The organism is Aeromicrobium sp. Leaf245 (assembly GCF_942548115.1).
In the GTDB taxonomy this organism is placed as follows: domain Bacteria; phylum Actinomycetota; class Actinomycetes; order Propionibacteriales; family Nocardioidaceae; genus Aeromicrobium.
On sequence record NZ_OW824151.1, the window covers coordinates 2,929,071 to 2,954,556 of the forward strand.

The 25,486-nt window shown below is 72.9% G+C and carries 21 protein-coding genes; 8 read left to right on the plus strand and 13 right to left on the minus strand.

The window, feature by feature from the left end; all coding sequences use genetic code 11:
• Positions 1 to 44: 44 nt before the first annotated feature.
• The gene (locus NBW76_RS14410; protein WP_082481172.1) at positions 45 to 2,213 is read right to left on the minus strand and encodes an acyltransferase family protein; all 2,169 of its coding nucleotides are present in this window, start codon (positions 2,211 to 2,213) and stop codon (positions 45 to 47) included.
• A gap of 41 nt (positions 2,214 to 2,254) precedes the next feature.
• Here NBW76_RS14410 and NBW76_RS14415 point away from each other — a divergent pair, with 41 nt between their 5' ends.
• Both NBW76_RS14415 and NBW76_RS14420 read left to right on the plus strand, forming a co-directional pair.
• Positions 2,255 to 3,541 carry a nicotinate phosphoribosyltransferase gene (locus NBW76_RS14415; protein WP_055968753.1) on the plus strand — a complete coding sequence of 429 codons (1,287 nt, stop codon included), beginning with the start codon at positions 2,255 to 2,257 and terminating at the stop codon, positions 3,539 to 3,541.
• Positions 3,542 to 3,657: 116 nt separating this feature from the next.
• The gene (locus NBW76_RS14420; protein ID WP_056552228.1) at positions 3,658 to 4,224 is read left to right on the plus strand and encodes an isochorismatase family protein; all 567 of its coding nucleotides are present in this window, start codon (positions 3,658 to 3,660) and stop codon (positions 4,222 to 4,224) included.
• On the opposite strand, the gene NBW76_RS14425 is transcribed toward NBW76_RS14420, so the two are convergent.
• The 4 genes from NBW76_RS14425 to NBW76_RS14440 all read right to left on the minus strand — a co-directional run bounded on the left by NBW76_RS14425 (position 4,211) and on the right by NBW76_RS14440 (position 9,077).
• Positions 4,211 to 4,348, minus strand: coding sequence for a hypothetical protein (locus NBW76_RS14425; RefSeq protein ID WP_156364645.1), 138 nt, complete (start codon positions 4,346 to 4,348; stop codon positions 4,211 to 4,213). The genes NBW76_RS14420 and NBW76_RS14425 overlap by 14 nt on opposite strands.
• Before the next feature lie 65 nt (positions 4,349 to 4,413).
• Positions 4,414 to 5,451: an LLM class flavin-dependent oxidoreductase gene (locus NBW76_RS14430; protein WP_055968757.1), complete on the minus strand. Its 1,038-nt coding sequence runs from the start codon at positions 5,449 to 5,451 to the stop codon at positions 4,414 to 4,416.
• 90 nt (positions 5,452 to 5,541) lie between these two features.
• A complete protein-coding gene (locus NBW76_RS14435; protein WP_056552237.1) occupies positions 5,542 to 8,094 on the minus strand; it encodes a hypothetical protein in 2,553 nt (850 codons plus the stop codon).
• 98 nt (positions 8,095 to 8,192) lie between these two features.
• Complete coding sequence (locus NBW76_RS14440; protein ID WP_055968760.1) at positions 8,193 to 9,077, minus strand: oxygenase MpaB family protein; 885 nt, start codon at positions 9,075 to 9,077, stop codon at positions 8,193 to 8,195.
• Positions 9,078 to 9,206: 129 nt separating this feature from the next.
• Between NBW76_RS14440 and NBW76_RS14445 the strand changes: the two genes are divergently transcribed.
• Positions 9,207 to 9,830, plus strand: a complete 624-nt coding sequence (locus NBW76_RS14445; protein ID WP_055968762.1) for a TetR/AcrR family transcriptional regulator — start codon at positions 9,207 to 9,209, stop codon at positions 9,828 to 9,830.
• 132 nt (positions 9,831 to 9,962) lie between these two features.
• Here NBW76_RS14445 and NBW76_RS14450 read toward each other — a convergent pair whose 3' ends face one another.
• The 4 genes from NBW76_RS14450 to NBW76_RS14465 all read right to left on the minus strand — a co-directional run bounded on the left by NBW76_RS14450 (position 9,963) and on the right by NBW76_RS14465 (position 13,548).
• Complete coding sequence (locus NBW76_RS14450) at positions 9,963 to 10,919, minus strand: alpha/beta hydrolase (RefSeq protein WP_056552238.1); 957 nt, start codon at positions 10,917 to 10,919, stop codon at positions 9,963 to 9,965.
• A 20-nt stretch (positions 10,920 to 10,939) separates the two neighbouring features.
• Positions 10,940 to 12,634: a DEAD/DEAH box helicase gene (locus NBW76_RS14455; protein ID WP_055968767.1), complete on the minus strand. Its 1,695-nt coding sequence runs from the start codon at positions 12,632 to 12,634 to the stop codon at positions 10,940 to 10,942.
• Entirely contained in the window at positions 12,627 to 12,908 is a 282-nt protein-coding gene (locus NBW76_RS14460) for a DUF3039 domain-containing protein (RefSeq protein ID WP_235492853.1), read from the minus strand. The genes NBW76_RS14455 and NBW76_RS14460 overlap by 8 nt, the downstream gene beginning before the upstream one ends.
• 79 nt (positions 12,909 to 12,987) lie before the next feature.
• Complete coding sequence (locus NBW76_RS14465; RefSeq protein WP_055968771.1) at positions 12,988 to 13,548, minus strand: YqgE/AlgH family protein; 561 nt, start codon at positions 13,546 to 13,548, stop codon at positions 12,988 to 12,990.
• A 17-nt stretch (positions 13,549 to 13,565) separates the two neighbouring features.
• Here NBW76_RS14465 and NBW76_RS14470 point away from each other — a divergent pair, with 17 nt between their 5' ends.
• Complete coding sequence (locus tag NBW76_RS14470) at positions 13,566 to 14,405, plus strand: MerR family transcriptional regulator (protein ID WP_055968774.1); 840 nt, start codon at positions 13,566 to 13,568, stop codon at positions 14,403 to 14,405.
• 90 nt (positions 14,406 to 14,495) lie between these two features.
• Here NBW76_RS14470 and NBW76_RS14475 read toward each other — a convergent pair whose 3' ends face one another.
• Positions 14,496 to 15,026 (minus strand): hypothetical protein, encoded by a 531-nt coding sequence (locus NBW76_RS14475; protein WP_056552239.1) that lies wholly within the window; start codon positions 15,024 to 15,026, stop codon positions 14,496 to 14,498.
• A gap of 136 nt (positions 15,027 to 15,162) precedes the next feature.
• On the opposite strand from NBW76_RS14475, the gene NBW76_RS14480 reads away from it, so the two are divergent.
• Positions 15,163 to 15,825: a TetR/AcrR family transcriptional regulator gene (locus NBW76_RS14480; RefSeq protein WP_055968778.1), complete on the plus strand. Its 663-nt coding sequence runs from the start codon at positions 15,163 to 15,165 to the stop codon at positions 15,823 to 15,825.
• Positions 15,826 to 15,873: 48 nt separating this feature from the next.
• Here the strand turns inward: NBW76_RS14480 and NBW76_RS14485 are convergent, their stop codons facing one another.
• Entirely contained in the window at positions 15,874 to 16,914 is a 1,041-nt protein-coding gene (locus tag NBW76_RS14485) for a DUF3048 domain-containing protein (RefSeq protein WP_056552242.1), read from the minus strand.
• Positions 16,915 to 17,002: 88 nt separating this feature from the next.
• Here NBW76_RS14485 and NBW76_RS14490 point away from each other — a divergent pair, with 88 nt between their 5' ends.
• Both NBW76_RS14490 and NBW76_RS14495 read left to right on the plus strand, forming a co-directional pair.
• Entirely contained in the window at positions 17,003 to 21,766 is a 4,764-nt protein-coding gene (locus tag NBW76_RS14490) for an ATP-dependent helicase (protein WP_235492854.1), read from the plus strand.
• Between the two features lie 65 nt (positions 21,767 to 21,831).
• Entirely contained in the window at positions 21,832 to 22,611 is a 780-nt protein-coding gene (locus NBW76_RS14495) for a DNA-formamidopyrimidine glycosylase family protein (RefSeq protein WP_056552245.1), read from the plus strand.
• On the opposite strand, the gene NBW76_RS14500 is transcribed toward NBW76_RS14495, so the two are convergent.
• The gene (locus tag NBW76_RS14500; RefSeq protein WP_056552248.1) at positions 22,580 to 23,230 is read right to left on the minus strand and encodes a DUF998 domain-containing protein; all 651 of its coding nucleotides are present in this window, start codon (positions 23,228 to 23,230) and stop codon (positions 22,580 to 22,582) included. The genes NBW76_RS14495 and NBW76_RS14500 overlap by 32 nt on opposite strands.
• Positions 23,231 to 23,255: 25 nt before the next feature.
• Positions 23,256 to 24,728 carry an NAD(P)/FAD-dependent oxidoreductase gene (locus NBW76_RS14505; protein ID WP_082481185.1) on the minus strand — a complete coding sequence of 491 codons (1,473 nt, stop codon included), beginning with the start codon at positions 24,726 to 24,728 and terminating at the stop codon, positions 23,256 to 23,258.
• 116 nt (positions 24,729 to 24,844) lie between these two features.
• Between NBW76_RS14505 and NBW76_RS14510 the strand changes: the two genes are divergently transcribed.
• Complete coding sequence (locus NBW76_RS14510; protein ID WP_056552251.1) at positions 24,845 to 25,465, plus strand: vitamin K epoxide reductase family protein; 621 nt, start codon at positions 24,845 to 24,847, stop codon at positions 25,463 to 25,465.
• The last annotated feature ends 21 nt before the right edge of the window (positions 25,466 to 25,486 follow it).

The window sequence follows — 25,486 nt, forward strand, 5'->3', positions numbered from 1 at the left end:
CGCCATTGTGACGCAGCGCCGCGCGCGGGCGAAACCCGACGGGGTCACCGGGGCTGCTCCAGCGCCGCGACCAACGACGGCTCGAGGTACGGCGCCAGGGTGCGTGAGTAGGTCGCCGAGATGTGCGAGGAGTCGAAGTAGGCCAGGGCCCCTCCGATGACGGGGTAGCAGGTGTCGTCGCAGAAGAAGTCGGTCAGGTCGGCGACCGACGCGGCCGGGGTGTCGAGGTCGCGCACGGCGTCGGCCAGCGGGTCGGGGATCTCCCAGTCCTCGCGTGGCGCGGAGCACGCGGCCAGGTCGTCGGTGTGCTCGGCCACGCAGTCGGGGATGTTGGGGACGGTGCTCTGGGGGAACGGGTTGTCGCGGATGACCAGCAGGCGCGCCCCGGAGTCCAGCCACCGCTTCGCGTAGGACCGGTACCCGTCGTACCAGCCGTCGTAGGACTCGGCCCGTCCGTCGACGCTGACCACCGGCAGCCCGGTGCGCGTCGACTCCACCACGAGGTCGAACGCGTCGCCGGAGGTCGCCTTCTGGACCTTCTCGCCCCATCCCACGCAGTTGCGGCGGAACTCCTCGGTCTCCAGCTGGATCATCGCGTCCGTCGGGAAGCACTGCGAGGCCAGGAAGGTGGTGATCCGCCAGCCCCGCTCCTCGGCGATCGACTGGAGCGCCGGCAACCAGTGCCCGGCGTGGGAGTTGCCGACGAGGGCGATGCTCACGTCGGCGTCACGGTCGCCGTACGTGCACGTGGTGAGGTCGTCGAACGGGCGGTAGACCCAGCAGTCGTCGGCGTAGGCGTCGGACTTGTCCTCGGCCGCCTGCGTCGGGTCGGGGATGATCGTGTCGCCCTGCACCGGCCCGCAGTCGAGCTCGGGGTCGAGGGCCCCGGCACCGAAGCAGGGGTCGTTCCCGGACAGGGCCGCCCGGACCTGCTCGCGGGCGTCGTCCTGCCGACGGTCGACCTCTGCGCCCTGGGCCACCCCCATGCCCACGACCACGGACATCGCCACCGCGGCCGCCGCGAACGGCCGCCACAGCGGCAGGCCGCGCGGGTGGCTGCGGAAGCGGTCCTCGACGAAGCGCTTGGTCAGCCCGGCGAGCACGAGGGTCGCGGCCACCGCCGCCAGCGAGTCGAGGACGCCGCGCTCCCCCGCGACGTGGCCGAGGAGCACGATGATCGGCCAGTGCCAGAGGTACACCGAGTAGGACACGTCGCCCAGCCACTGCACCGGACGCGAGGACAGCAGCTGGGTCGGCGACCCCGCACCGGAGGCGGCAGCACCGATGACGAACGCCGTGCCGAGCACCGGGACGAGGGCGGCGGACCCGGGGAACGGGGTGGCGTCGGTGTAGGTCCACGCCGCCCACCCGATGGCGGCGAAGCCGACCCACGCGAGGACCGACCGCGCGACGGGCGGCAGACCGGCGACCCCGCCGTCGCCACCGTGCTGCGCGCCCACGACGCCCGGCTCCGCGGACGCCCGGCTGCGCAGGGCCACGAGGATCGCGACCAGGCCGCCGACACCCAGCTCCCAGACCCGCGTCGGGGTGACGAAGTAGGCCGAGGACGGGTCGGCCGCGGTGGCGTGGATCGAGTACGCCAACGAGCCGACCACGACGACCACGAGGGCGACACCGAGCACGTGGACCAGCCGCAGCCCCAGACGGCGTGCCACGAGCACGCACAGCAGCACGAGGATCGGCCAGACGGCGTAGAACTGCTCCTCCACGGACAGGGACCAGTAGTGCTGCACGGGCGTCGGGGCGTTCTCGGCCGCGAGGTAGTCGACCGCTTGACCGGCCAGGCGCCAGTTCTCCACGTAGAGCGAGGCGGCCACGGCCCCCAGCGCCGTGTCCTTCCAGAGCGTGGCCGGCGCCAGCAGTCGGGAGAGCACGAGGGTGACGGCCAGGACCAGCAGCGCCGCGGGCAGCAGCCGTCGCACCCGCCGCATCCAGAACGTGACGAGGTCGCGCCCGCGCGACGGTGCGGCGGTGATCAGGTGGGAGGTGATGAGGAACCCGGAGATGACGAAGAAGACGTCGACGCCGGTGTAGCCACCGGTGATGCTGCTCGGCCACACGTGGTAGACGACGACCAGGCTGACCGCGACGGCGCGCAGCCCCTGGATGTCGAGACGGTGCCCCCGGGCAGGGGTCGATCGGGTTCCGGACACTCGCTCGAGGGTAATAGGTGCGCCCACGTCGAGCACCATCGTGAAGTGCCGACCCGGCTCGACCGCCTAGGGTGGCGGGTGTGACGACGGCACTGCTGACCGACCACTACGAGCTGACGATGCTGCAGGCGGCCCTCGCCGACGGGACCGCGCACCGCAGGTCCGTCTTCGAGCTCTTCGCCCGGCGACTCCCCACCGGACGCCGCTACGGCGTGGTCGCCGGCACGGGTCGCCTGCTCGACGCCCTCGAGTCGTTCCGCTTCGACGCCGACGCGGTCGCCTGGCTGCGGGAGCGTCGGGTCGTCGACGAGGCGACGTGCGACTGGCTGGCCGACTACCGCTTCACCGGTGACGTCTGGGGCTACGCCGAGGGCGACCTGTACTTCCCCGCCTCGCCCGTCCTCGTCGTGGAGGGCACCTTCGCCGAGGCCGTGGTCCTGGAGACGCTGTTCCTGTCGATCCTCAACCACGACTCGGCGATCGCGTCGGCCGCGGCACGCATGGTCGGCGCCGCGGGCGGTCGCCCGTGCATCGAGATGGGCTCGCGCCGGACCCACGAGTGGTCGGCGGTCGCGGCGGCGCGTGCCGCCTACGTGGCGGGATTCGCCACCACCTCGAACCTGGAGGCGGGCCGGACGCACGGCATCCCCACGGCCGGCACGAGTGCGCACTCGTTCACCCTGCTCCACGACAGCGAGCGCGACGCGTTCACCGCGCAGGTGGAGTCGCTCGGCTCCACGACCACCCTGCTGGTCGACACCTACGACATCGCCGAGGCGGTCCGCACCGGCGTCGAGGTGGCGGGACCGTCGCTCGGTGCCGTCCGGATCGACTCCGGCGACCTGCCCTCGCTCGCCCACCAGGTCCGCGAGCAGCTCGACTCGCTCGGGGCCACCGAGACGCGGATCGTGGTCACGAGCGACCTCGACGAGCACGCGATCGCCACCCTGGCGGCCGCCCCCGTCGACGGCTACGGCGTCGGCACGTCGCTGGTCACGGGGTCCGGCGCGCCCACGTCGGGGTTCGTCTACAAGCTCGTCGCGCGCGAGGACGACGCCGGGACGATGCAGCCGGTGGCCAAGAAGAGCGTCGACAAGGCCAGCGTCGGCGGACGCAAGTGGGCGCTGCGCAGGCTCTCGTCCTCCGGGACCGCCCAGGCCGAGGTCGTGGGCATCGGCACTCCCCCGGTCGACGACGGCGACGACCGCGCGCTCCTCGTGCCGTTCGTCGAAGGGGGTCTGCGCGTGCACCACGACACCTTGGACGACGCCCGCGCACGTCACGCGTCGGCGATCGCCGAGCTGCCCGCCGCGGCGCGCAAGCTCTCGCGGGGTGAGCCCGTGATCGAGACCGTCCTCGAGCACTGAGTCCTGCGGCACCACGGGCCGTCGCACGACGACCGGGACCACCGCCCGACGTCGTGCGCCTGCAGCTCGTCCCGCCTGCGACCTACCCTGGACCGAAGCCGAACCGAGGAGGACCCGTGCCCGACCAGACGACCGCACTCGTGGTGGTGGACGTGCAGAACGACTTCTGCGAGGGCGGGTCGCTCGCGGTGGCCGGCGGTGCCGACGTCGCCCGTCGGGTCGCCGACCTGGTCGCCGAGGGACGGTACGCGACGGTCGTCGCCACGCGCGACCACCACGTCGATCCGGGGCCGCACTTCTCCGACACCCCGGACTTCGTGGACTCCTGGCCACGGCACTGCGTGGTCGGGACGTCCGGCGCGGAGCTGCACGCGCCGCTGACGACCGACCTGTTCGACGCCGTCTTCCTCAAGGGCGAGTACGAGGCGGCCTACTCCGGCTTCGAGGGCGCCACGGAGGCGGGTGACTCCATGACCGCGTGGCTGCGCGAGCGCGGCATCACGACGCTCGACGTCGTGGGCATCGCGACCGACCACTGCGTGCGCGCGACGGCGCTCGACGGCGTGCGCGAGGGCTTCACGGTGCGCGTCGTCGAGGGACTGACCGCAGCGGTGAGCCCGGCCGGCCTCCCGGCGCTGCGTCAGGAGCTGGCGGCGGCGGGCGTCCGGGTCACGGAGCGCTGACCGCGGAGGCGGTCGACGCGTTCTGCGGCTGGTCGGGGGCGGGCGGCAGCACGAACAGCAGCGCGCCCAGGGCGACCACCGGGATCGAGGCGAGGACGTCGCGACGGGTCGGTGTGTGCTTCATGGCGCCAGCCTGACCGGCGCACCTGAACGCGCGGCGTCAGCGCGGTGAACGCGCGCCGCACACCCTCAGAGCAGCTCCTTGGCGAGCAGCTCGAGGGTCTCGTCACGCGCCGGCGAGGTGCGCGGGTCGGTGCCCAGGCGGGCCGACCCGACCGGGTGCAGCATGACCTCGTCGACGTCGAACCGCTCGGCCAGCTCGCGCACCTGCGCGGCGGCACCGGCCGGGTCGCCGACGACCGAGCGGGCGGACCCCGCGTCGACCATGGCCTGCTGCTGCGGCGGCAGGTCGGTCGCCAGCGCGGTCTCGACGAGGTCGAGTGCCGTCAGGGGCTGGCCGGTGCGCAGCCGTGCCATGTTCTGCAGGTTCGGCAGGGCCTGGGCGTGGGCCTCGGCCTCGGTGGCGGCGACCGAGGCGTTGACCGTGAGGAAGGTGGTGGGCCGGTCCGCCAGGTCCGAGGGACGGAAGTTCGCGCGGTAGTGGGCGAGCGCCTCCTCCGTGCCGTGACCGGAGAAGTGGTGGGCGAACACGTAGGGCAGACCCTTGGCAGCCGCGAGCTGCGCCGAGTACATGGACGAGCCCAGCAGCCACAGGCGCGCCGTGGAGGCGGCGACGGGCGTGGCCTTGAGGATGTACTCGCGCTGCGGGATCGGCACGCGGACACCGCGACCGTCCATCAGCGCGGTGACGTCGTCGAGGTACTGCGGGAAGTTCTCGACGTCGGTGTCGTCGCGCCCGGCGGCACCCCGCAGGGCCCACGACGTGACGGGGTCGGACCCCGGGGCGCGACCGATCCCCAGGTCGATGCGGCCCGGGTAGGCGGCCTCGAGCAGCGCGAACTGCTCGGCCACGGCGAGCGGCGCGTGGTTCGGCAGCATCACCCCGCCGGATCCGACCCGGATCCGGTCGGTGGCCGACGCGAGGATGCCGATCAGCACCGGAGGACTGGTGGCGGCGACCGCGGCCATGTTGTGGTGCTCGGCCACCCAGTAGCGCTCGAACCCGAGCCGGTCGGCGGTCTGGGCGAGCTGCACGGAGGCCGCGACGGCGTCGGACGTCGTCTGGTCGGTGCGGACGGGGACGAGGTCGAGGACGGACAAGCGCATACGGGGGTCAACGCCGGAGGGCGCCGAAGACTTCCCTCGCCGGCCGGGCGCCCCCGAGACGGGGCCCGGACGGGTCCGGCACGACGGGCCTCAGACCACCTTCTTCAGCGTGCCGCTCGGGGTGAAGGTGGCGGTGCGCTTCTTGGTGGCACCCGCCGAGGTCTTCGTGCAGTAGCCGAAGCTGGTCCCGAGCCGGCTGTGCGGCTGACCCACCTTCCTGAGGACGCTCTCGACGGACGAGCCCGTCCTCAGCCGCGTGACGACTGCGTCGCTCGGGCGGGCCGCGCGGTCGCGACAGCCGTCGTTGGCGACGCCCTCGGCGCGCTCCCACGTCTGCAGGTACGCCTCGGCGCCTCGGGCCATGTCGTCGACGATGGCCTGCCCGCCCTGCTTGCGCAGGTCCTCGATCCAGTCGGGGTACAGCCCGTAGTGGGCCACGCCGTCGGTGTTGATGTCGTACACGCGGGTGCCGCTCACGTTCTTGTCGATCGTCACCCCGCCCAGCCCCTTGAACGGGTAGGTGACCTTGTCGGGGACGTCGGCGCCACGCGGGTCTCCCTGGGCGCCGAGGCCGTTGATGTCGGCGCCGAACCCGAACCCGAAGTAGTACCGCGGGTCGGCCCAGGCGAGGTGCTGGCGCCACTTCTCGACGAAGCCGTCGCTGTCGCCGGCGTAGGGGGTGATGACGCCACCGGCCCGGTAGATGCGGGGGTAGGCGTCGGGGGTCGACCACGAGTGGCTCGACAGGACGCCCGGGTAGTCGATCCGCTCGACCAGGTCGAGGGAGGACTTCCGTGCCGCGACGCTCATGTGGTCCGGGTCGAACAGCATCTTCTTCTCGGCCATCCGCAGGATCGTGTGGTCACCGAGCGACGTGAGGCCGCGCGCGTTGCAGTGCGGACCCGAGGCGTACAGCGGGAGCTTGACCGGGATGTAGAGCTTCGCGATCGCGCCGAACAACGCGTCCTGCTCGGGCACCAGCGTGGGCGCCGTGAGCTGGCTGCGGTCCTCGACCCCCTCTTGGCCGTTCTCGCACGTCCTCATGTCCCAGAAGGACCCGGTCTCCAGGAAGTTGGCGCCGTTGATGAGCGGCGCGATGCCACCGGTGTCGCCGGCCACGCCGGACAGGGCGTTGTCGAACTTGTTGACCAGCTCCATCTGGCGGACACCGAGGTCGTGCACCTCGTCGAGCTGACGGTCGATCTCCGCCTTCGTGCACTGCGGCTGGTCGAGCTTGGTGGAGCAGCCGAACAGCACGCTGGTCTCGATGCCCATGACGACGGCGAGCTTGCCGTCGTTGATGACCTTCCGCGCCTCGAACGGGTCGGTGACGATCCGGTACCAGCCCTTCCCGGGGCCGCCGTACTGGGCGTCGACGTACCGCTCCAGGTTGCGCATCTGCTTGGCCTGCAGACGGATGCTGTCCATGTCGTCGCAGGAGTTGCGCTTGAGCGGGTAGACGGTGCACAGCTGGTTGTTCTCGACCAGGAGGTTCACGAACAGGCGTTGCCCGCCGCGCCACGACCGCTCCATCCACTTGTAGTAGGTCCCCTCGTGGGTCAGGGAGTCCGGCGCCGGCCAGTCCTTGAACGTCGGCCAGCCGACGGGGTCGTGGAAGCCGACGGGCGTGCCGCCCTTGCTCATGAGGTTCTCCAGCAGGGCACCCGCACCGTTGGCCAGCTGGTGGTCGAGGCAGTCGACGAGCGCGGCCTTGACGCCGTACGGGCTCCACGGGCGACCGCAGTGCACCTGCCCGCCGAGGAACTCGAAGGCCATGCCGTGGGTGTGGGCGTCGAGGTAGCCGCGCACCTCCTGGAAGGGCGAGGCACCGCGGTGCGGCTCCCCCTTCACGTTCGTGGTGATCTCCGGCCAGGCCGCGCAGCCGGTCGTGAGCCTGAGGGCGAACGGCGTCGAGTCCCGCTCGGTGAGCCGTCCACGGGCGTCGGCGCCGAGAACCTTCGCACCACGCGCGAACGTGAAGCCCTTCGCGGTGCGATCGACCGTCCAGGTGGTCCTCGCCGACGCGGTGGAGGTGCGGCCCACCACGCCGAGCAGCCCGACCGAGAGGAAGCTCTCGTCCTTCGCGAACAGCAGGTAGCTGCCGAGGTCGGTGGCCTGGAAGTGGAACGGCTCCGCGTCGGCGACGCTCGTCGCCGAGGTGCTCCAGCCGACGCCGGAGCGGCGGACCCACCGGCCGTCGGGGCCCTGAAGCGCGTAGCAGCCGCCCGCCATGGCGTAGCGGTCCGCGGGGACCGACGCCCTCTTCGCCGGTGCCAATCCGGGAAGCAAGGTCGGGTCCTTCTCGGCCCGTTGCGCCTCCACGGCCGAACGACCGGCGGCGGCCTGTATGGCGCTCGTGCGATCGGCGGTCCCTGCGGAGTCCGGTGTCCGTGACACGGCGTTCTTCGTCGCGGGATCGTTGTGCACGTGGTCGTGGCCGTCGTTCCCTGCGCCGCCCTGGAGGACGGAGACCGCGGCGGCGTCGGCCCCGTCGAGGCTCGTGCCGTCGACGGCGGCGTCGGGCGTCGCGTCACCGTGGAACTGCTCGGTCCAGGTGACGTAGGCGGGCAGCATCGCCGCGGTCAGCGTCATGGTCATGACCACGACCGCGATGCCCCAGCCGTGCCGACGCCTGCGTGTCATGCCGGGTCCAACGACGAACCTACCCATGAGTCACACCTCGATCCGGTACGACCGTACCGGTTCTTCGGCGGTGCGACCAGACCCCGCCGGACGCGCCGTCAGGCCACGTCGGCCGGCATCGACGACGGGAACGTGCCGAGCCGCTCGACCATGAACCCGCCGGGATAGCTGCGGATGCGGTGCGACCGGCGCGGGTCGTAGGGCCGGCGACGCGGTGGCAGCAGGCGCACGACCCTCCCCCGCAGACGCAGGGACCGCCGAGCGAGACCTTGCACCCAGCGCGGGGGGTCGGGGTAGCCGAACGCGCGCCTCAGCGGCGCGTCGAGGAGCGCCACGGCGAAGACCCGCATGACGCGCCTCAGCGGCCGGGGGTAGAAGTCGGCGAAGAGCGCCAACGTCGAGTCGGCGACGGCCCGGCCCCCCGGGTCGAAGGCGAAGTGCCTGGACTCGTACTCGTCCATGTGCCGCTCGAAGCCGGCGAGGTCCTCGGGCATCCCGGTGATCCCCATGAGGCGTCCCAGCCGGCGGTAGTACTGCACGGCCGCGACCTTCTCGGTCTCGGTCAGGGGACGCCAGCCGAACTCCTCGATCCAGCGCACGGGAGCGACGACGAAGGTGCAGAGCACGTACAGCATGTCGTCGTTGGCGATGTCGTAGCTGCCATGCATCTGGTTCATCCGACGGATCGCCGCACGCCCCTGCGGATTCTCCAGACCGTCCTCGAGCACGGTCTCGAGCACGATCACCGTGTCGTCGTGGCGCTTCTGGGTGCGCTCGGTGAACTCCTCCGTGGCGCCGAGGAGTCGGCCGATGCTGGGGACGGCGTACGTGCGGAACAGCGCGAAGCTGAGCGCCTGCTGGATGTCCCACGGGAACTCGTGGTGTCCCGTGATGCGCGAGATGTCCTCGTAGTCGGTCGTCGGGTCGAGCGACTCGATGCGCTCGACCCAGTGGTCGCGGGGCAGCAGGCCTGGGATCCGCATCGCTCGATCTCCGTCCGGCGGTGGGGTGGGTCGCGTCACTCTTGTTGGCGCGGCGCCAACAATGCCACCGCTCGGGCGCGCCGTCAACGCCCGAGCACTCCGGCGGCCCGTCGTGGCAGGCTTCGTCGCGTGACGACGACTCCCGAGGGACCACGCTGGCAACGGCTCGGCGCCGACCAGCGACGGTCGGAGATCCTCGCCGCGGCCACCACCGCCTTCGCGGCACGGCCCTACCCCGACGTGTCCCTGGCGGGCATCGCCCGCGACGCGGGCGTGGCGCGGGGACTCATCAACCACTACTTCGGCACCAAGCGCGACCTCTACCTCGAGGTGGTGCGCGAGGCCGCCACCGTGCCGTCGGTGGCCGTGGAGTCCCTGCCCGAGGGCACCGTGCACGAGCGGATCGACGCCGCGGTGACCTGGTACGTCGACTCCCTCGAGGCGGCCGGCACCACCTGGATCGCTGCGGCCGACGCCCACGGCCTGGGCCGCGACCCCGCCCTGGAGCAGATCCTCGACGAGGCGGAGGGGGCCACCGTCGACCGCGTGCTCGAGGCGGTCGGTCTCACCCCGGGCGGCGCGCCCCAGGAGCTCCTGCGGGCCCTCGTCCGCACCTACGGGAACCTGGCGCGCTCGGCTGCGCGCGAGTGGCTCCTCCAGGGCACGCTCGACCGCGCACAGGTGCACGTGCTGCTCCGCGCCACGCTGGTGACGATCGTCGACGAGGTCGTGCCCACCGTGCTCGACGCCTGAGCGGCCGCACGCCATCGGAGGTAGGGGACGCACCGGTCCCGGCCCTGATGAGGTGCGAGACCTACCTGGGGTCCGTCGGTCCGGTGCGTCACCTACCTCTGACGTGCCGAGCCCGGCCCGACGCGGGCGCGCTCAGAGCACGTCGCGCAGGAACGCCGACGTAGCCTGCACCGCGTCGGCGGCCGACGGACTCACGCCCGGCAGGCTGATGAAGCCGTGCAGCGCCTCGGGGAACTCCTGGAGCACCACGTGCACGCCCTGCTCCCCCAGCTGGGCCGCGTAGCGGCGACCGTTGTCGGCCAGCGGGTCGTGCCCGGCCACCAGCACCAGCGTCGACGGCAGCCCTGCGTGCGACGCGGCGCGGATGGGTGACGCGCGCCAGTCCAGCGTGCCGTACTGGTCGCCGAGGTAGCGCCGCACGAAGCCACGCATGTTCGACGAGGTGAGGACGGGCGCGTCGGCGAACTCGTCCTCGCTCGGCCACCGGTCGTACGCCTCCACCCCGGGGTAGACCAGCACCTCGGCGCGCAGACGCGGCGCGCCGGCGTCCCGGGCCATCAGCGCGACCGTCGCCGCGAGGCCACCACCGGCGCTGTCGCCCATCACGGCCACCCGCTCGGGATCGACGTCGAGCTCCTCGGCGTGCTCGACGACCCACTGCAGCGCCGCCCACGCGTCGTCGACGCCGGCGGGGAACGGGTGCTCCGGCGCCAGCCGGTAGTCGAACGACAGCACCACGGCGCCCGTCCGTGCCGCCACGCGGCTCGCGAACCACGCCGACTGCTCGGGGTTGCCCTGCACCCAGCCGCCGCCGTGGAGGTTGAGCACCACCGGCGGCGCGGTCGTGGCGGCCGGACCCCCGACGAGCCGGTGCTGCAGGAACCGGCGCGGACGGCCGTCGACGTCGACCAGGTGCTCGGTCGTGCGCACCGCGGGGTCGGCGGTGCCGAAGAGCCAGCGCCCGACGGGCGAGCGCTGGAGCCTCAGCCGCTGCGCACGCCGCTGCGCGAAGTCGTCGACCTCCTCGATCGGGGTCGACGACAGACGTTCGAGGACGCCGAACACGCGGGTCACCAGAGGCAGGGTCATGGGGCCACGCTACGGCGCGCTCAGCCCGACGCCCGGAGAGCCCAGCTGCGCAGCAGGTCGACGCGCTGCTGCAGCTGCTCGACGGTGGCCAGCGCGGCGGCCGGTCCGCCGGCCTGCGACCTGAGCTGCGCGTGGGTGACGCCGTGGGGCTGCCCGGTGCGCCGGTGCCAGGCACCGACCAGGCCGTTCAGCTCGCGCCGCAGCTCGCTGCGCTTCTCGTGGGCGACGTCGGCGGCGGTGCGCGACGCCGCTGCCCGCGGAGCCGACGCGTGCTTGGACCGCTTCGCGCGCAGCAGCTCGGCGACCTGGTCGGCCTCCAGCAGACCGGGGATGCCGAGGAAGTCGAGGTCGTCGTCGTCCAGGGAGTCCGAGACGGCACCGGCGTACTCGCCGCCGTCGAAGAGCACGCGGTCGAAGTCGGCCTCGCTGCCGAGCGCCTGGTAGGTCCCCTGCTCCAGCTCGGCCGACGCCGACTCCCCTGCCTGGGCGCGGGCCAGCATCTCGGCCTCGGCGGCGAAGAGGTCACCCTCGTCCTTGACCGGACGGCCGACCACGTGGTCGCGCTCGGCCTCGAGGTCGGCGGCCAGACCGAGCAGGCCGGCGACGCTCGGCAGGAAGATCGACGCCGTCTCGCCCCGGCGGCGTGCTCGCACGAAGCGTCCGACGGCCTGGGCGAAGTACAGGGGCGTGGCGACCGTGGTGGCGTACACGCCGACGGCCAGACGGGGGATGTCGACACCCTCGCTGACCATGCGCACCGCGACCAGCCACGGCGACATCGACGCCGAGAACTCGGCGATCCGGGCGCTGGCGCCCGCCTCGTCCGAGAGCACCACGGTGGGGACCTCGCCGGTGATGTCGGCCAGGAGCCTGGCGTACGCACGGGCCGAGTCCTGGTCCGTCGCGATCACGAGCCCGCCGGCGTCGGCGATGTCGCGCCGGACCTCCATCAGCCGCCGGTGCGCGGCGCGCAGCACCGTGGGCATCCAGGAGCCCTCCGGATCGAGGGCGGTGCGCAGGGCCTGCGCGGTCGCGTCCTTCGTGAGCGGCTCGCCCAGCCGTGCGGCGACCTCGTCGCCGGCGCGCGTGCGCCAGTGCATCTGCCCCGAGTAGGCCATGAACAGCACCGGCCTGACCACTCCGTCGCGGAGCGCGCGACCGTAGCCGTAGGCGTAGTCGGCCACGCTCTGCTTCGTGCCGTCGCGCTGCGGGGCGTAGGTGACGAACGGGATGGGGTTGTCGTCGGAGCGGAACGGGGTCCCGGTGAGCGAGAGGCGCCGGGTGGCTCCCTCGCAGGCCTCCTGCACCGCGTCGCCCCACGAGAGGGCGTCGGCGGCGTGGTGGACCTCGTCGAGGATGACGAGCGTCTTGCGGGCGTCGATGCGCACGCGGTGGCCGTTGGGGTTGACCGCGAGCCCGGCGTAGGTGACGCAGTACCCGTCGAACCCCGGCGGCATGGCACCGGCGAGCGCCGGCTCGAGCCGGATGCCGAGTCCCGACGCCGCCAGCGCCCACTGGGTCTTCAGGTGGTCGGTCGGGGTGACGACGACGATGCGCTCGACGACACCGCGGTGCATGAGGTCGGCCGCGATCGTGAGGGCGAACGTGGTCTTGCCGGCGCCCGGCGTGGCGACCGTGAGGAAGTCGCGCGGTTGCGTGCGCGTGTAGAGGTCGAACGCGTCACGCTGCCAGGCCCGGAGACGCTGGCTAGGCATCGGAGCCGGAGTCGCCTTCGCCGCCGGGCTGCATGCCGTCCCAGATCTCCTTGCACTCCGGGCACACCGGGAAGCGCTGCGGGTCCCGGCTGGGGGTCCAGACCTTGCCGCACAGGGCGATGCAGGGGGTCCCCATGACCATGGCCTCGGTCAGCGTGTCCTTCGGGACGTAGTGGCTGAAGCGCTCGTGGTCACCGTCCTCGAGGCGCTCGTCGCCACGCTGGTCGGTGCGCTCGTCTTGGACCGTCTGGGTGCCGCTGCCGAAGAATCCCACGTCGCACATCGTAACGGCTCCGCCACGACGTCGAGGCCCCCCACGCGCCGGCGGTGGCCCCTGCACCCGACCCCGCAGGTCAGTTGCTGGAGGGGTCGTCCGGGAACGTGGCCCAGAAGCGGACGTCGTCGTCCTGACGACGCAGCACCTCGCGCCAGAGCGTCTCGGGCACCGGCGAGAGCACGTCGTCGTCGCGCGCCTCGACCACGAGCCAGGAACCCTCGGCCGTCTCGTCCTCGAGCTGGCCCGGCCCCCATCCCGCGTACCCGGCGAAGACCCGCAGCCCTCGCAGGCTGCCCTCCCGGGGCAGCGGGCCGTCGAGGTCGACCAGTCCGACCCGACCCGCCATGGGTCGCCACCCCTGCGGAGGCGTCGGCCCGACGTCGGCCACGGCTCGCACGCCGACCGCCAACGCCGAGTCGGTGGCCACGGGGCCACCCTCGAAGAGACAGTCCGGGGCGTTCACGGCCCGCCCCCAGGCGGGGAGCACGTCCTCGACGTCGGCGTCGAGCGGATGGTTGAGGATCACGCCCAGCGCGCCGCCGTCGTCGTGGTCCAGCAGCAGCACGACGCTGCGCAGGAACGGACCCGACTCGATGGCCGGGGTGGCCACCAGCAGCTGACCGCGCAGCGACTCCATGCCTCTATGATGCCCGCATGCCTGCGCCGGAGGACGGAACCGGGCCCGCCGACGCCGACGGGTCGCCGCTGACGGCCGTCTCCGAGACGCCCGGACCCGACGAGGAGTTCACGGTCGACGAGCTCGCGGCGCGCGCGAACATGACGGTCCGCAACGTGCGTGCCTACGCCGCGCGCGGTCTCATCGACCCGCCGCGCCTGGAGGGCCGCACCGGCTACTACCACCGCGGGCACCTGCAGCGCCTCCAGCTGGTGCGTGACCTGCTCGACCGTGGCTACACGCTGGCGGCCGTCGAGAAGGCGGTGCTCTCGAGCCCCGCGACGGCCACCGCCACCGCGCTCGACCTGCTGCACCTGCTCGACGAGCCGTGGAGCGACGTCGAGCCCGAGCTCATGAGCCGCGACGCCCTCGCCGCGCTGGCCCACGTCGACCGCGACGACGCACTCATCGACGCGCTCGTGGAGTTCGGCCTCGCCGCGTGGGTCGAGGACGACCACGAGTCGGTGCGCCTGATCCAGCCGGCCATCGTGCGCAACGGCGCCGCCGCCGTGGCCCTGGGGCTGCCCGCCAACGACATCATCGCGCTGTTCCCCCTGATGCAGAAGAACCTGCGCGCGATCGCCGACGCGTTCGTCTCCAACGCGGTCGCGGCGATCGCCCAGCCCTTCATCGACCACGGACTTCCGGCCGACGAGGCGCCGGAGGTGCTGGGCGCCATCGAGAAGCTGCTTCCGGTCGCCAGCCAGGTGACCTACGCGATGTTCCGCCACGCGCTGGCGGAGGCGATCGACGCGGAGATCGGCACCCAGCTCGACGAGGTCGGCCTGCGCGGCCGCGAGCGACGCACGCGTCACTGACGTCGTCCACGACGGCGCCGCGCCGGGGAAATCACCCCGCCCGCGCTGGAGGGAGGGAACGCGCGGGCGAGGTGACGTGCGGGGACCTGCTCAGGCCGCGAGGGCGTTGCGCAGGCGGGTGATGAAGGCGCTGGTGCGGTTCTCCGAGCCCCCGTGCAGCGGGGGCATCGACTCCACGCTGGGGTACTCGACCTGCTCACGGGCCCGCGAGACGAGGTGCTCGCCCTGGCCGACCAGGTCGGGGTGCCAGCTGGAGACACCGGCCGAGACCGCGAGCAGCGCGCGCTCCTTGGCGAAGGCCTTGGCCAGCTCCGGCCGGTCACGGTGGGCGTCGAGCAGCGCACGCGCGCCGGGCATCTCGGCGGCGCAGGCCACCCAGGCCTCCACGGCCACGGTCGCCGGCGAGTCGCCCTCGAGGACCGTGCGGTCGAGCTCGCCGCTGAGGCGCTGGTACCAGGCCATCTGGACGTCGAAGAGCAGGGAGAGGTCGTCACCGAACGCGACGCGCGCGTCGGGGACCGCGTCGAGCAGCTGGTCGGCGGTGTCGTGGCGCCGGCGATCGGCCAGGGCCAGGACCTCGCGGAGGGCGGACTTGCGACGGTTGTAGGCATCCCAGGTCATGGAGGTGCTCCTTTCGGGGGACCGTCGTGCGAGGGAACATACCCTCGGTACGTACTTTGAGTATGTTGTATCGGCGCAGGTCAGGCAATCCCAGCGGTTGTGAGGCTCACCACCCCCCGTGCGTAGGATGGATCGCATGAGCAGCCCCGCGAAGGTGCAGAAGAAGGTGCTCCGCGCCGCCCGGAGCACGACCCGCCGCACCGGCTACTCCTCGAGCACGAAGCGTGCGCTCCTCGACAACGCCACGCAGCTGTTCGCCGCCCACGGGTACGCCGGCACGTCGCTCGACGAGGTCGTCGCCGCGGCCCGCGTCACCAAGGGCGCGCTCTACCACCACTTCCCCAGCAAGCTCGCGCTCTTCGAGAGCGTCTTCGACCGCCTCCAGGAGTCGGCCACGCGCGCCATCGAGAAGCGCATCGACACCGTCGACGACCCGTGGGAGCGCGCCCAGATCGGGCTCGAGGGCTTCCTCGAGGTCTGCCGCGAGCCGCAGTTCCGCCGGATCTGCCTTCAGGAGGGCCCGGTCGCCCTGGGCCACGAGCGCTGGGTGGTCGCCGAGCGTGCCGCGTCGTTCGGCATCGTCAAGCGCACCGTCGACGCCCTCCTCGACGACCTCGGAGGCGCCGGCGAGCTGAGCGAGGCCTACGCCGCGATCTTCTTCGGCGCGATCCGGTCGAGCTCGGAGTACGTGGCCGACGCCGAGGACGCCGACCAGGCCGCGGCCGAGGTGCAGGCCTCCATCAGCGGGATCCTCGCGGGCATGCGGCTGCTGCCCTCGCTCGCCGATCCCCCGGCCTGACCAGCCCGAGCCTTCTCCCCCGGCCCGTCGACGGGCGCGGTGTCGGGCTCAGCCGACGTCGAGCGCGCCGTCGCCCTCGGGGACGAGCTCGATCCACGTCTTGCCGGGCGTGACCCGCACGGGCGTGCCGTCCTTCGCCTCGAACGTGATCGTGGAGTCGTTGGACTTCTTCGTCCACGTGGTCTCGAGGGCACCGTCGGCCGTGAGCAGCACGGCGCGGCCCGAGCCCTTCATCTTCGTCTCGGGCACGGGGTTGCCGGCCGGGTCGGTGTAGCCGGCGTCGCCGACGTCGGCGAACATCACGACGAGCGTGTCGGCCTTGAACTCCTTGGCGGCGTGCCCGTTGGTGCGCACCCAGGTGTCACCGTCGCGCTTCCACTGCGTGGTCGAGAAGGGCGAGAAGCGCACCGACGCGGTGGAGGCGGGCGTGGGCCTCGGCGCTGCGGAGGCGGACGACTCGGGCGCGGCGGACTCCTCGGCTGCCTCGGACCCCTTCACCGGGGTCCAGGAGAGGTAGGGGCCGGGGATCGGGGCGACCTTGGCCGCCTTGTCGAGACGCTGCAGGTCGATCAGTCGGTTGTACGGCCGCACCTTGGCCGGGTCGCTGCTGAAGCCGGCAGCGCCCTCGTCCTCGGAGAAGACGGTGATGCCGGCCTTCTTGACCTTGCGGATCGTCCCGGAGGCACCACCGGAGGCCACGATCTGGCCGGCCACGGGAGCGGCGATGCCGATGTCGGTGGCGCGCATGGAGCGCACGTGCCCGACCTGGTCGGGCAGCTCGGAGTAGTAGAGGGCCGCGAGCCGCGTGAGTCCCCCCTCCACGAGCTCCTCGACGACCAGGTCGGCCTTGTCCAGCGCCACCTGGGGTGCGCCGTTGGCGGTGTTCTCGATCTTCACGACGAAGACCGGGTTGTCCGGCGGCCCGTCCGGCAGGGCCTCGCCGGTGACCGGCGAGACCTGGACGAGCTTCGCCCCGGCACCCTTGGAGGCCTCGGGCTCCGCCTTGGGCTCGGAGTCGGACGAGCAGGCGGCGAGCACGAGGCTCGCGGCGACGGCAGGGACCAGCACGGCGACACGACGCGACAGCATGCCGCCAGCATGCCGCACGCCGGACGCCCTCCGCGGGACCGGGGCCGCACGACGCGCAGGTGTCGGCGGTGGCTGCCACGATGGACCGGTGTCCGACCCGTCGAGCGCCCCTGCACCGGGGAGCGATCCACTCAGCACGGTCGCGCCTGCCACGCGGGAGTGGTTCGAGGGTGCGTTCTCCGCCCCCACGCCGGCGCAGGCCGAGGCCTGGGCGGGCATCGCCGAGCGCAAGAACGTCCTCGTCGTGGCGCCCACGGGCTCGGGCAAGACCCTCGCGGCGTTCCTGTCCGCGATCGACCGGCTGCTGCACGAGCCGACGCCCGAGAAGGAGCGTCGGACCCGCGTCCTGTACATCTCGCCGCTCAAGGCGCTCGCGGTCGACGTCGAGCGCAACCTGCGCTCGCCCCTCGTCGGCATCACGCAGGTGGCGGCGCGCCGAGGCGACACGTTCTCCGACGTCCGCGTCGGCGTGCGCTCGGGCGACACGTCGGCACGTGACCGCCGCTCGCTGGTCACCAGTCCCCCCGACATCCTCATCACCACCCCCGAGTCGCTCTTCCTCATGCTCACGTCGGCGGCGCGCGAGACCCTGCGCGGCGTCGACACGGTGATCATCGACGAGATCCACGCCGTGGCGGGCACCAAGCGCGGCGCCCACCTGGCCCTGTCGCTGGAGCGGCTCGACGACCTGCTCGACGAGCCGGCCCGGCGGGTCGGGCTCAGCGCCACGGTCCGCCCGCACGACGAGGTCGCCCGGTTCCTCGGCGGACGGGCGCCGGTGCACGTCGTGGCGCCACCGTCACCGTCGCGCCTCGAGCTCGACGTCGTGGTGCCGCTCGACGACATGACCGAGCTGTCCCGGCCCCCGTCGACCGACGCCGACGAGGTCGTGCGCGACGAGGGTTCCGGGGCACGCTCGATCAGCGACCCTCTGCAGGACGACAACGGCGGCAGCATCTGGCCGTTCATCGAGCACGACGTGGTCGAGCGCATCCTGTCGGTCCGCTCGACCATCGTGTTCTGCAACTCGCGTGGTCAGGCCGAGCGGCTCACCGCCCATCTCAACGAGCTGTGGTCCGACCGCGAGGCCAGGTCCGAGACCTCCGGCGGCAGCCGACTCCCGCCCGCCTCGGTCGGCGGGGTCAGCGGCACCACCTCGGGCCGCGGCAGCGTCGACTCCCGCGACCCCGACGACGTCGGCGCCCTGGCCCGCGCGCACCACGGCTCGGTCAGCAAGGAGCAGCGAGCGCTCATCGAGGACGACCTCAAGTCGGGTCGGCTGCGGTGCGTCGTGGCCACGTCGAGCCTCGAGCTGGGCATCGACATGGGCGCCGTCGACCTCGTCGTGCAGATGTCCACGCCGCCGTCGGTGGCCAGCGGGCTGCAGCGGGTCGGCCGCGCCGGCCACCAGGTGGGCGAGGTCTCCCGTGGCCTCGTCTACCCCACCACCCGACACGACCTCGTGGGCGCGGCCGTCACGGCCGAGCGGATGCGCGAGGGTGCCATCGAACGGTTGTCGGTGCCCGCCAACCCGCTCGACGTGCTGGCCCAGCAGACGGTCGCCGCCTGCGCGCTGGAGCCGCTCGAGGTCGAGGCCTGGTTCGACGTCGTCCGTCGCTCGGCCCCGTTCGCCGCGCTCCCCCGCTCGGCCTACGAGGCCACGCTCGACCTGCTCGCCGGTCGCTACCCCTCCGACCGCTTCGCCGAGCTGAGGCCCCGCGTCGTGTGGGACCGCGACGCCGGCACCATCACCGGCCGTCCCGGCGCCCAGCGCCTCGCCGTCACGAGCGGCGGGACCATCCCCGACCGCGGCCTGTTCGCCGTGGTGCTGGCCGACGGCATCGACGAGGGGCCGTCGAAGCGGGTCGGCGAGCTCGACGAGGAGATGGTCTACGAGTCGCGGGTCGGCGACGTGTTCGCGCTCGGCGCCACGAGCTGGCGCATCCAGGAGATCACCCACGACCGGGTGATCGTCACCCCGGCGTTCGGCGAGCCGGCTCGGCTCCCCTTCTGGCGTGGCGACGCCGCCGGGAGGCCGGCCGAGCTGGGCGAGGCCATCGGCGCCTTCGTGCGTCGGGTCAGCGAGGGCACGGCTCCCGAGCACCTCGACGAGCGGGCCCGGTTCAACCTGATGGCCTTCCTCGACGAGCAGCGCGAGGCCATGCCCACGCTGCCCACCGACCGCACGCTCGTGGTCGAGCGCTTCCACGACGAGCTCGGCGACTGGCGCGTCGTGCTGCACTCCCCCTACGGACGACGCGTGCACGCGCCCTGGGCGCTCGTCGTCGCGGCCCGGGTGCTCGAGCGGTACGGCGTCGACGGGTCCGTGGTCGCCACCGACGACGGCATCGTGGCCCGCATCCCCGACACCTCCTCGCCCTGGGCGCCCGACGACGCCACGTCCGGCCCCGGCGGGGGTTCCGGGCCGTGGGCGGAGAACGGCACCGACGTGCCCGGGGCCGACCTCTTCGTCCTCGACGTCGACGACCTCGAGCGCGTGGTCACGGCCGAGGTGGGCGGGTCCGCGCTGTTCGCGTCGCGGTTCCGCGAGTGCGCGGCGCGCGCCCTGCTGCTGCCTCGACGCAACCCCGGCGCACGCGCCCCGCTCTGGCAGCAGCGCCAGCGCGCGGCCCAGCTGCTCGACGTCGCGCGTGAGCACCCGGACTTCCCGATCCTGCTCGAGACGGCGCGGGAGTGCCTGCAGGACGTCTACGACCTGCCTGCCCTGACCACGCTCGCCGAGCGGGTGGCGCAGCAGGAGGTGCGGATCGTGGAGGTCGAGACCTCGACCGCCTCCCCGTTCGCCCGCACGCTGCTGTTCGGCTACGTGGCCACGTTCCTGTACGAGGGCGACACGCCCCTCGCGGAGCGGCGAGCAGCCGCGCTCTCCCTCGACCCCACGCTCCTGTCGGAGCTGCTGGGCCGGGCCGAGCTCCGCGAGCTGCTCGACCCCGAGGTGCTCGAGCGCACCGAGGCCGAGCTGCAGCGGCTCGCCGACGACCGCCGCCTCAAGGGCACCGAGGGTGCCGCCGACCTGCTGCGCCTGCTGGGCCCGCTCACCACGGCGGAGGTCGACGCCCGCCTGGTCGACGACGCCGTCCCCGCGCTCAAGGAGCTCCAGGACGCGCGGCGCGTGGTCGAGCTGCCGGTGGCGGGCGAGCCGCGCTGGGTGGTGGTCGAGGACGCCGGCCGTCTGCGCGACGCGCTGGGCGTGGTGGTGCCGCTGGGCATCCCCGACGCCCTCCTGCAGCAGGTGGCCGACCCGCTGGGTGACCTCGTCTCTCGGTACGCCCGCACCCACGGTCCGTTCACGGCCGAGGAGGTGGCCACACGGTTCGGGCTCGGCCGTGCCGTGGTCCTCGACGTCCTCTCCCGCCTCACCCGCGACGACCGGCTCGTCGAGGGCGAGTTCCGCCCCGGCGCGTCGGGCACCGAGCACGTCGACGTCGAGGTGCTGCGTCGCCTGCGCAGCCGCTCGCTCGCCGCTGCCCGCCAGCAGATCGAGCCGGTCGACCCGCGCACGTTCGCCCGCTTCCTCCCGTCGTGGCAGGAGGTCGGTGGGTCGTTGCGCGGACTCGACGGCGTGCTCACCGTCGTCGACCAGCTCGCCGGCGTGCCGCTGCCCGCGTCGGCCTGGGAGTCGCTCGTGCTCCCCAGCCGGGTGCGCGACTACTCCCCCGCCCAGCTCGACGAGCTGCTCGGGGCGGGCGAGGTCGTGTGGACCGGCGCCGGCACGCTCGCCGGGAGCGACGGCTGGGTGCAGCTGCACCCTGCCGACCTCGTGCTGCCGGCCCGCCGCGACCCGGTCGAGCCCGACGCGCTCGGCCTGCGTCTGCTGGAGCTCCTCGACGACGGCGGCGCGTACCTCTTCCGCCAGCTCACGCAGGCGCTGGCGGCCGACGAGAAGCCCCCGGGCGACGACGCCGTCGTCGAGGCGCTGTGGCAGCTCGTCTGGTCCGGTCGCGTCGCGGGCGACTCCTACGCGCCGGTGCGTGCGCGCCTCGGCGGCCGCGGCGCGCACCGCTCGCGTGGCGGCTCCACCCCGCGCGCTCGGGTGAGGGCGCGACGCGGCATGGCGGCCTCGCCCCGGGCCGCACGTCTCGGTCCGCCGATCGCCTCGGGCCGATGGTTCGCCGTCGAGCGGCCGGGCGACGACCCCCAGCAGCAGGCGGCGCTGCAGGTCGCCCGCACCGAGGCGCTCGTGGCTCGGCACGGCGTGGTCACGCGCGGTGCGGTCGTGGCGGAGCAGACGCCCGGTGGGTTCGCCGGGGCCTACCGCGTGCTGCGCGAGCTGGAGCAGAACGGCTCGGTGCTGCGCGGCTACTACATCGACTCCCTCGGCGCGGCGCAGTTCGCGTCGGTGGCGACCGTCGACCGGATGCGCACGTTCGAGCGTCCCGACGACGAGCGTGCCGACGTCGACGCGGTGGTGCTGGCCGCCACCGACCCGGCCCAGCCGTTCGGGGCCGCCCTGCCGTGGCCCGCCATCATCGACCCCGCCGACGACCTGAAGCACCGCCCCGCCCGCAAGGCCGGCGCGCTGGTCGCGCTGCACGACGGCCGTGCGGTGCTGTACGTCGAGCGCGGCGGGCGCTCGTGCCTCGCGTTCACCGACGACGCCGACGTGCTCGCCCGCGCCGCCCACGCCCTCGCGGCTCTCGGCCGCTCCGGCCGCATCCCCCGCCTCACCGTGGAGTCGGTCAACGGCCGCCCGTCCGGCTCCAGCCCCACCGGCGGGGCGTTGCTGGCCGCGGGCTTCGAGCGCCACCCCAAGGGCCTGCGACTCGACCTGCGACGCGGCAGCGACACCGCCCGCCGGTCGCCGTCGGCCGGACGGTCCAGCCATGCCTGAAGGGGATACCGGGCGAGGCGTGACACCCCCGCCAGACCACCTCGATCGACGACAGGAGGTCGCCGATGCCCGAAGGTGACACCGTCTGGCGCACCGCGCACCACCTGCGCGAGGTGCTGGAGGGTCGCGAGCTGGTGCGCTCCGACGTGCGGGTGCCGCAGTGGGCCACGCTCGACCTGTCGGGTCGCACGGTCGACGAGGTGCTGAGCCGTGGCAAGCACCTGCTGATCCGCGTGGGTGACGCGTCGATCCACTCCCACCTGAAGATGGAGGGCGCCTGGCACGTGCTGCGGCGGGGCAGCCGGTGGCGGCGTCCGGCGCACACGGCGCGGATCGTGCTCGAGACCGAGCAGCACCAGGCCATCGGCTTCTCCCTCGGGCTGCTCGAGGTCCTCCGGCGCGAGCACGACGACGACGCGCTCGCCTACCTCGGCCCCGACCTGCTCGGTCCCGACTGGGACCTCGCCGAGGCCACGCGCCGGGTGTCGGCCGATCCCGAGCGCCCGATCTTCGTGGCGCTGCTCGACCAGCGGAACCTGGCCGGCCTGGGCAACGAGTACGTCAATGAGCTGCTCTTCCTGTCTGGACTCCTGCCCACGCGACCGGTGGGCGAGGTCCCCGACGTCGCGCGGGTGATCGACCGCGGGCACCGGCTGCTCGACGTCAACAAGGCGCGGGTGGAGCGCACGTTCACCGGGAGCACCCGGCACGGCGAGGATCGCTGGGTCTACCGCCGCGAGCACGCCCGGTGCCGCCGGTGCGGCACGCCGCTGCACCACGGCGAGCTGGGCGACGAGCCCGGCCGTGAGCGGATCACGTTCTGGTGCCCGCACTGCCAGACGTGAGCCGACCGGCCAGTCCCAGCAGGAGCACTGCCAGCCACACCCACGCGGTCGCGAAGGCCAGTCGCTGCCACAGGCCTGCGGCACCCAGGGTGCCGTCCTCGGTGAGCGAGAAGGCGAAGTGCGCCCACAGCGACGCCACCACCGCGACGAACGCCGTCGTGGCGAGCAGTCGGGTCTCGTCGTCGCGTCGCCAGCGCACCGCCTGCACGATCATCACGGCCGGCAGCAGGGTCGAGGCGAGCAGCAGGGCCAGCGTGTTGACCGCGGCCGAGGTCGACGGCTCGGCGGCCACGAGCGGCGCGCCGGCCGCCGCCGCGACGTCGGGGTCGGGCGTGCTGGCAGCGAAGACCACGAGTGCGGCACCGAACCCCGCGAGCAGCACCGGCACGGCGCGCCGACGCCGTTCGGGGTCGAGCGCCCGCCCCACGGTGCCGGCCGACAGCACCACGAGCACCCCGGTCGCGCCCGCCACGATCCGCACGAGCAGCGCCAGGTCACCGAGCAGCAGCTGGTCGACGGGGACGTCGACCACGTCGCCGGGCGAGGCCAGCACGACCACGGCCACGAGCAGGAGCAGGGCGGAGGCGGCGGACCGCAGGATCAGCTGGTCGAGGCGCACGCGCCCACCCTAGTGGCGGTCGTCGTCAGGAGGCCTGGGCCGACTGCCGCGAGGTCTCGTCGAGCCTCGTCCAGACCATCGCCTCGTCGAGGTCGGTGCGACGGTTGTCCCAGGCGTCGAGGAACCAGTTCTGGCGCACGGTCCAGGGCTTCTCGCGACCCTGCTGCGGGAGCACGCCCGCAGCCCGCTGGACGTAGCCGGACTGCAGGTCCAGGGCCGGAGCGGTCTCCCCCTTCGCGCCCTGCGGGTCGGGCGTGCCCGCCGCGTAGCCGTGGCTGCGCATGTGCTCCACCAGCCGTGCCACGTACTGCCACGACAGGTCGGCGCGCAGGGTCCAGGAGGCGTTCGTGTAGCCGATGCACCAGGCGAGGTTCGGGACGCCGCTGATCATCAGTCCCTTGTAGACGAACCGCTCGTTCGGGTCGACCTTCTCGCCGTCGACGTCGATCGCGACCTTGCCGAGCGCCACGACCTTGAGCCCGGTGGCGGTCACCACGACGTCGGCGTCCAGGTGATCGCCCGACGTGAGCCGGATGCCGGTCTCGTCGAACCCGTCGATGTGGTCGGTGACGATCGAGGCCTTCCCGCGCCGCAGCGTGCGCCAGAGGTCCCCGTTCGGCACCACGCAGAGCCGCTGGTCCCACGGGTCGTAGCGCGGGGTCAGGTGCTTGGGGTCGAAGCCGTCGGGCGCGGACCGTCCGGCACGCGTGAGCAGGATCTTCTTGGCCGCGCTCGGGAAGCGGCGGCAGAACTCGTAGAAGCCGATGGCCACCGTGGCGTTCTTGACGCGGGTGACCCGGTGGGCCAGGCCTGCCGGCAGGACCTTCCGCAGCCCGGCCGAGACGGCGTCCTCACCGGGCAGGGACGTGATGTAGGTGGGCGAGCGCTGCAGCATCGTCACGTGCTCGGCCTCCTCGGCCATCGACGGCAGCAGCGTGATGGCCGTGGCGCCGGAGCCGATGACGACGACCTTCTTGCCCCGGTAGTCGAGGTCCTCGGGCCAGAACTGCGGGTGCACGACCGTCCCGGCGAAGTCCTCGAGACCGGGGAAGTCCGGCGTGTAGGCCTCGTCGTAGTCGTAGTAGCCGCTGCACATGAACAGGAACGAGCAGGTCTGCTCGACCAGCGTGCCGTCGACCTCGCTGGTGAGCGTCCACCGGGCGTCCGCGGACGACCAGCTGGCTGCGACGACGCGGTGGCCGTAGCGGATCCGCCGGGCGATGCCGTGCTCGCCGGCGGTGCTGCGGATGTAGGCGCGGATGTCGCCGCCGTCGGCGATGGACTTGCGGTCCGTCCACGGCCGGAACGGGTAGCTCAGCGTGTACATGTCGGAGTCCGACCGCACGCCCGGGTAGCGGAACAGGTCCCACGTGCCGCCCATGGCGTCGCGGGCCTCGAGGATCGTGAAGCTGCTGCCCGGGCTCATGGTGCTCAGGCGGTGGGCGGCGCCGATGCCGGACAGCCCCGCACCCACGATGACGACGTCGACGTGCTCCATGTCCACACCTCTCAGATACTGACGGTATCCGAAACCGTACGGCGAGTATGCCGCCGCGTCAAGGAGTCACGACGACGTCACCCGCCCCGCGACCATCGGTCGCCTACGATCGAGGCGTGAGCGACGTGCTGGAGACCGAACGCGACGAGGACCTCGACGCCCTCGAGGTCCGCGACCCCCGATGGATGATGCTGGTCGGCGGTGCCGTGGGCCTCGCTGCCGCGATCATCCTGACCATCGACAAGGTGAAGTTCCTGACCGCCGAGGCGGCCGGCGAGAGCACGGCGCTGAACTGCGACCTCAACGCCTTCGTCAGCTGCGGTGGCGTCATCAACACCGACCAGGCCTCGGCGTTCGGGTTCCCGAACCCGATCATCGGCATCGTCGGGTTCACCGTGGTGCTGACCCTCGGGGTGCTGCTCGCGTCCGGCGTGCGTCTGCCCGGCTGGATCTGGGGAGGCCTGCAGGTCGGCGTCCTGTTCGGCATCGGGTTCGTGACGTGGCTGCAGTACCAGAGCATCTACGAGATCGAGAAGCTGTGCCCCTGGTGCATGGTCGTCTGGACGATGATGATCCCGCTGTTCGTGCTGGTCACCGCCCGCAACCTTCGCGCGTTCGCGCCCGGCTCGGCCGTGACCCGGTTCCTCAGCAACTGGACGCTGCTCGTGGTCGTGCTCTGGTACGTCGCCGTCATCGCGGCCATCTGGTTCCAGTTCGGCGAGAACCTCTGGGCCTGAGGCCCGCTGCCTGGGTCTCGG

What these genes read in the sequence shown, in the direction of transcription:
- NBW76_RS14410 (WP_082481172.1), bottom strand. Translation starts at nt 2,213, where the DNA reads ATGGTGCTCGACGTGGGCGCACCTATTACCCTCGAGCGAGTGTCCGGA.
- NBW76_RS14425 (WP_156364645.1), bottom strand. Translation starts at nt 4,348, where the DNA reads ATGAAGCACACACCGACCCGTCGCGACGTCCTCGCCTCGATCCCGGTG.
- NBW76_RS14430 (WP_055968757.1), bottom strand. Translation starts at nt 5,451, where the DNA reads ATGCGCTTGTCCGTCCTCGACCTCGTCCCCGTCCGCACCGACCAGACG.
- NBW76_RS14435 (WP_056552237.1), bottom strand. Translation starts at nt 8,094, where the DNA reads ATGACACGCAGGCGTCGGCACGGCTGGGGCATCGCGGTCGTGGTCATG.
- NBW76_RS14440 (WP_055968760.1), bottom strand. Translation starts at nt 9,077, where the DNA reads ATGCGGATCCCAGGCCTGCTGCCCCGCGACCACTGGGTCGAGCGCATC.
- NBW76_RS14450 (WP_056552238.1), bottom strand. Translation starts at nt 10,919, where the DNA reads ATGACCCTGCCTCTGGTGACCCGCGTGTTCGGCGTCCTCGAACGTCTG.
- NBW76_RS14455 (WP_055968767.1), bottom strand. Translation starts at nt 12,634, where the DNA reads ATGCCTAGCCAGCGTCTCCGGGCCTGGCAGCGTGACGCGTTCGACCTC.
- NBW76_RS14465 (WP_055968771.1), bottom strand. Translation starts at nt 13,548, where the DNA reads ATGGAGTCGCTGCGCGGTCAGCTGCTGGTGGCCACCCCGGCCATCGAG.
- NBW76_RS14470 (WP_055968774.1), top strand. Translation starts at nt 13,566, where the DNA reads ATGCCTGCGCCGGAGGACGGAACCGGGCCCGCCGACGCCGACGGGTCG.
- NBW76_RS14475 (WP_056552239.1), bottom strand. Translation starts at nt 15,026, where the DNA reads ATGACCTGGGATGCCTACAACCGTCGCAAGTCCGCCCTCCGCGAGGTC.
- NBW76_RS14480 (WP_055968778.1), top strand. Translation starts at nt 15,163, where the DNA reads ATGAGCAGCCCCGCGAAGGTGCAGAAGAAGGTGCTCCGCGCCGCCCGG.
- NBW76_RS14485 (WP_056552242.1), bottom strand. Translation starts at nt 16,914, where the DNA reads ATGCTGTCGCGTCGTGTCGCCGTGCTGGTCCCTGCCGTCGCCGCGAGC.
- NBW76_RS14495 (WP_056552245.1), top strand. Translation starts at nt 21,832, where the DNA reads ATGCCCGAAGGTGACACCGTCTGGCGCACCGCGCACCACCTGCGCGAG.
- NBW76_RS14505 (WP_082481185.1), bottom strand. Translation starts at nt 24,728, where the DNA reads ATGGAGCACGTCGACGTCGTCATCGTGGGTGCGGGGCTGTCCGGCATC.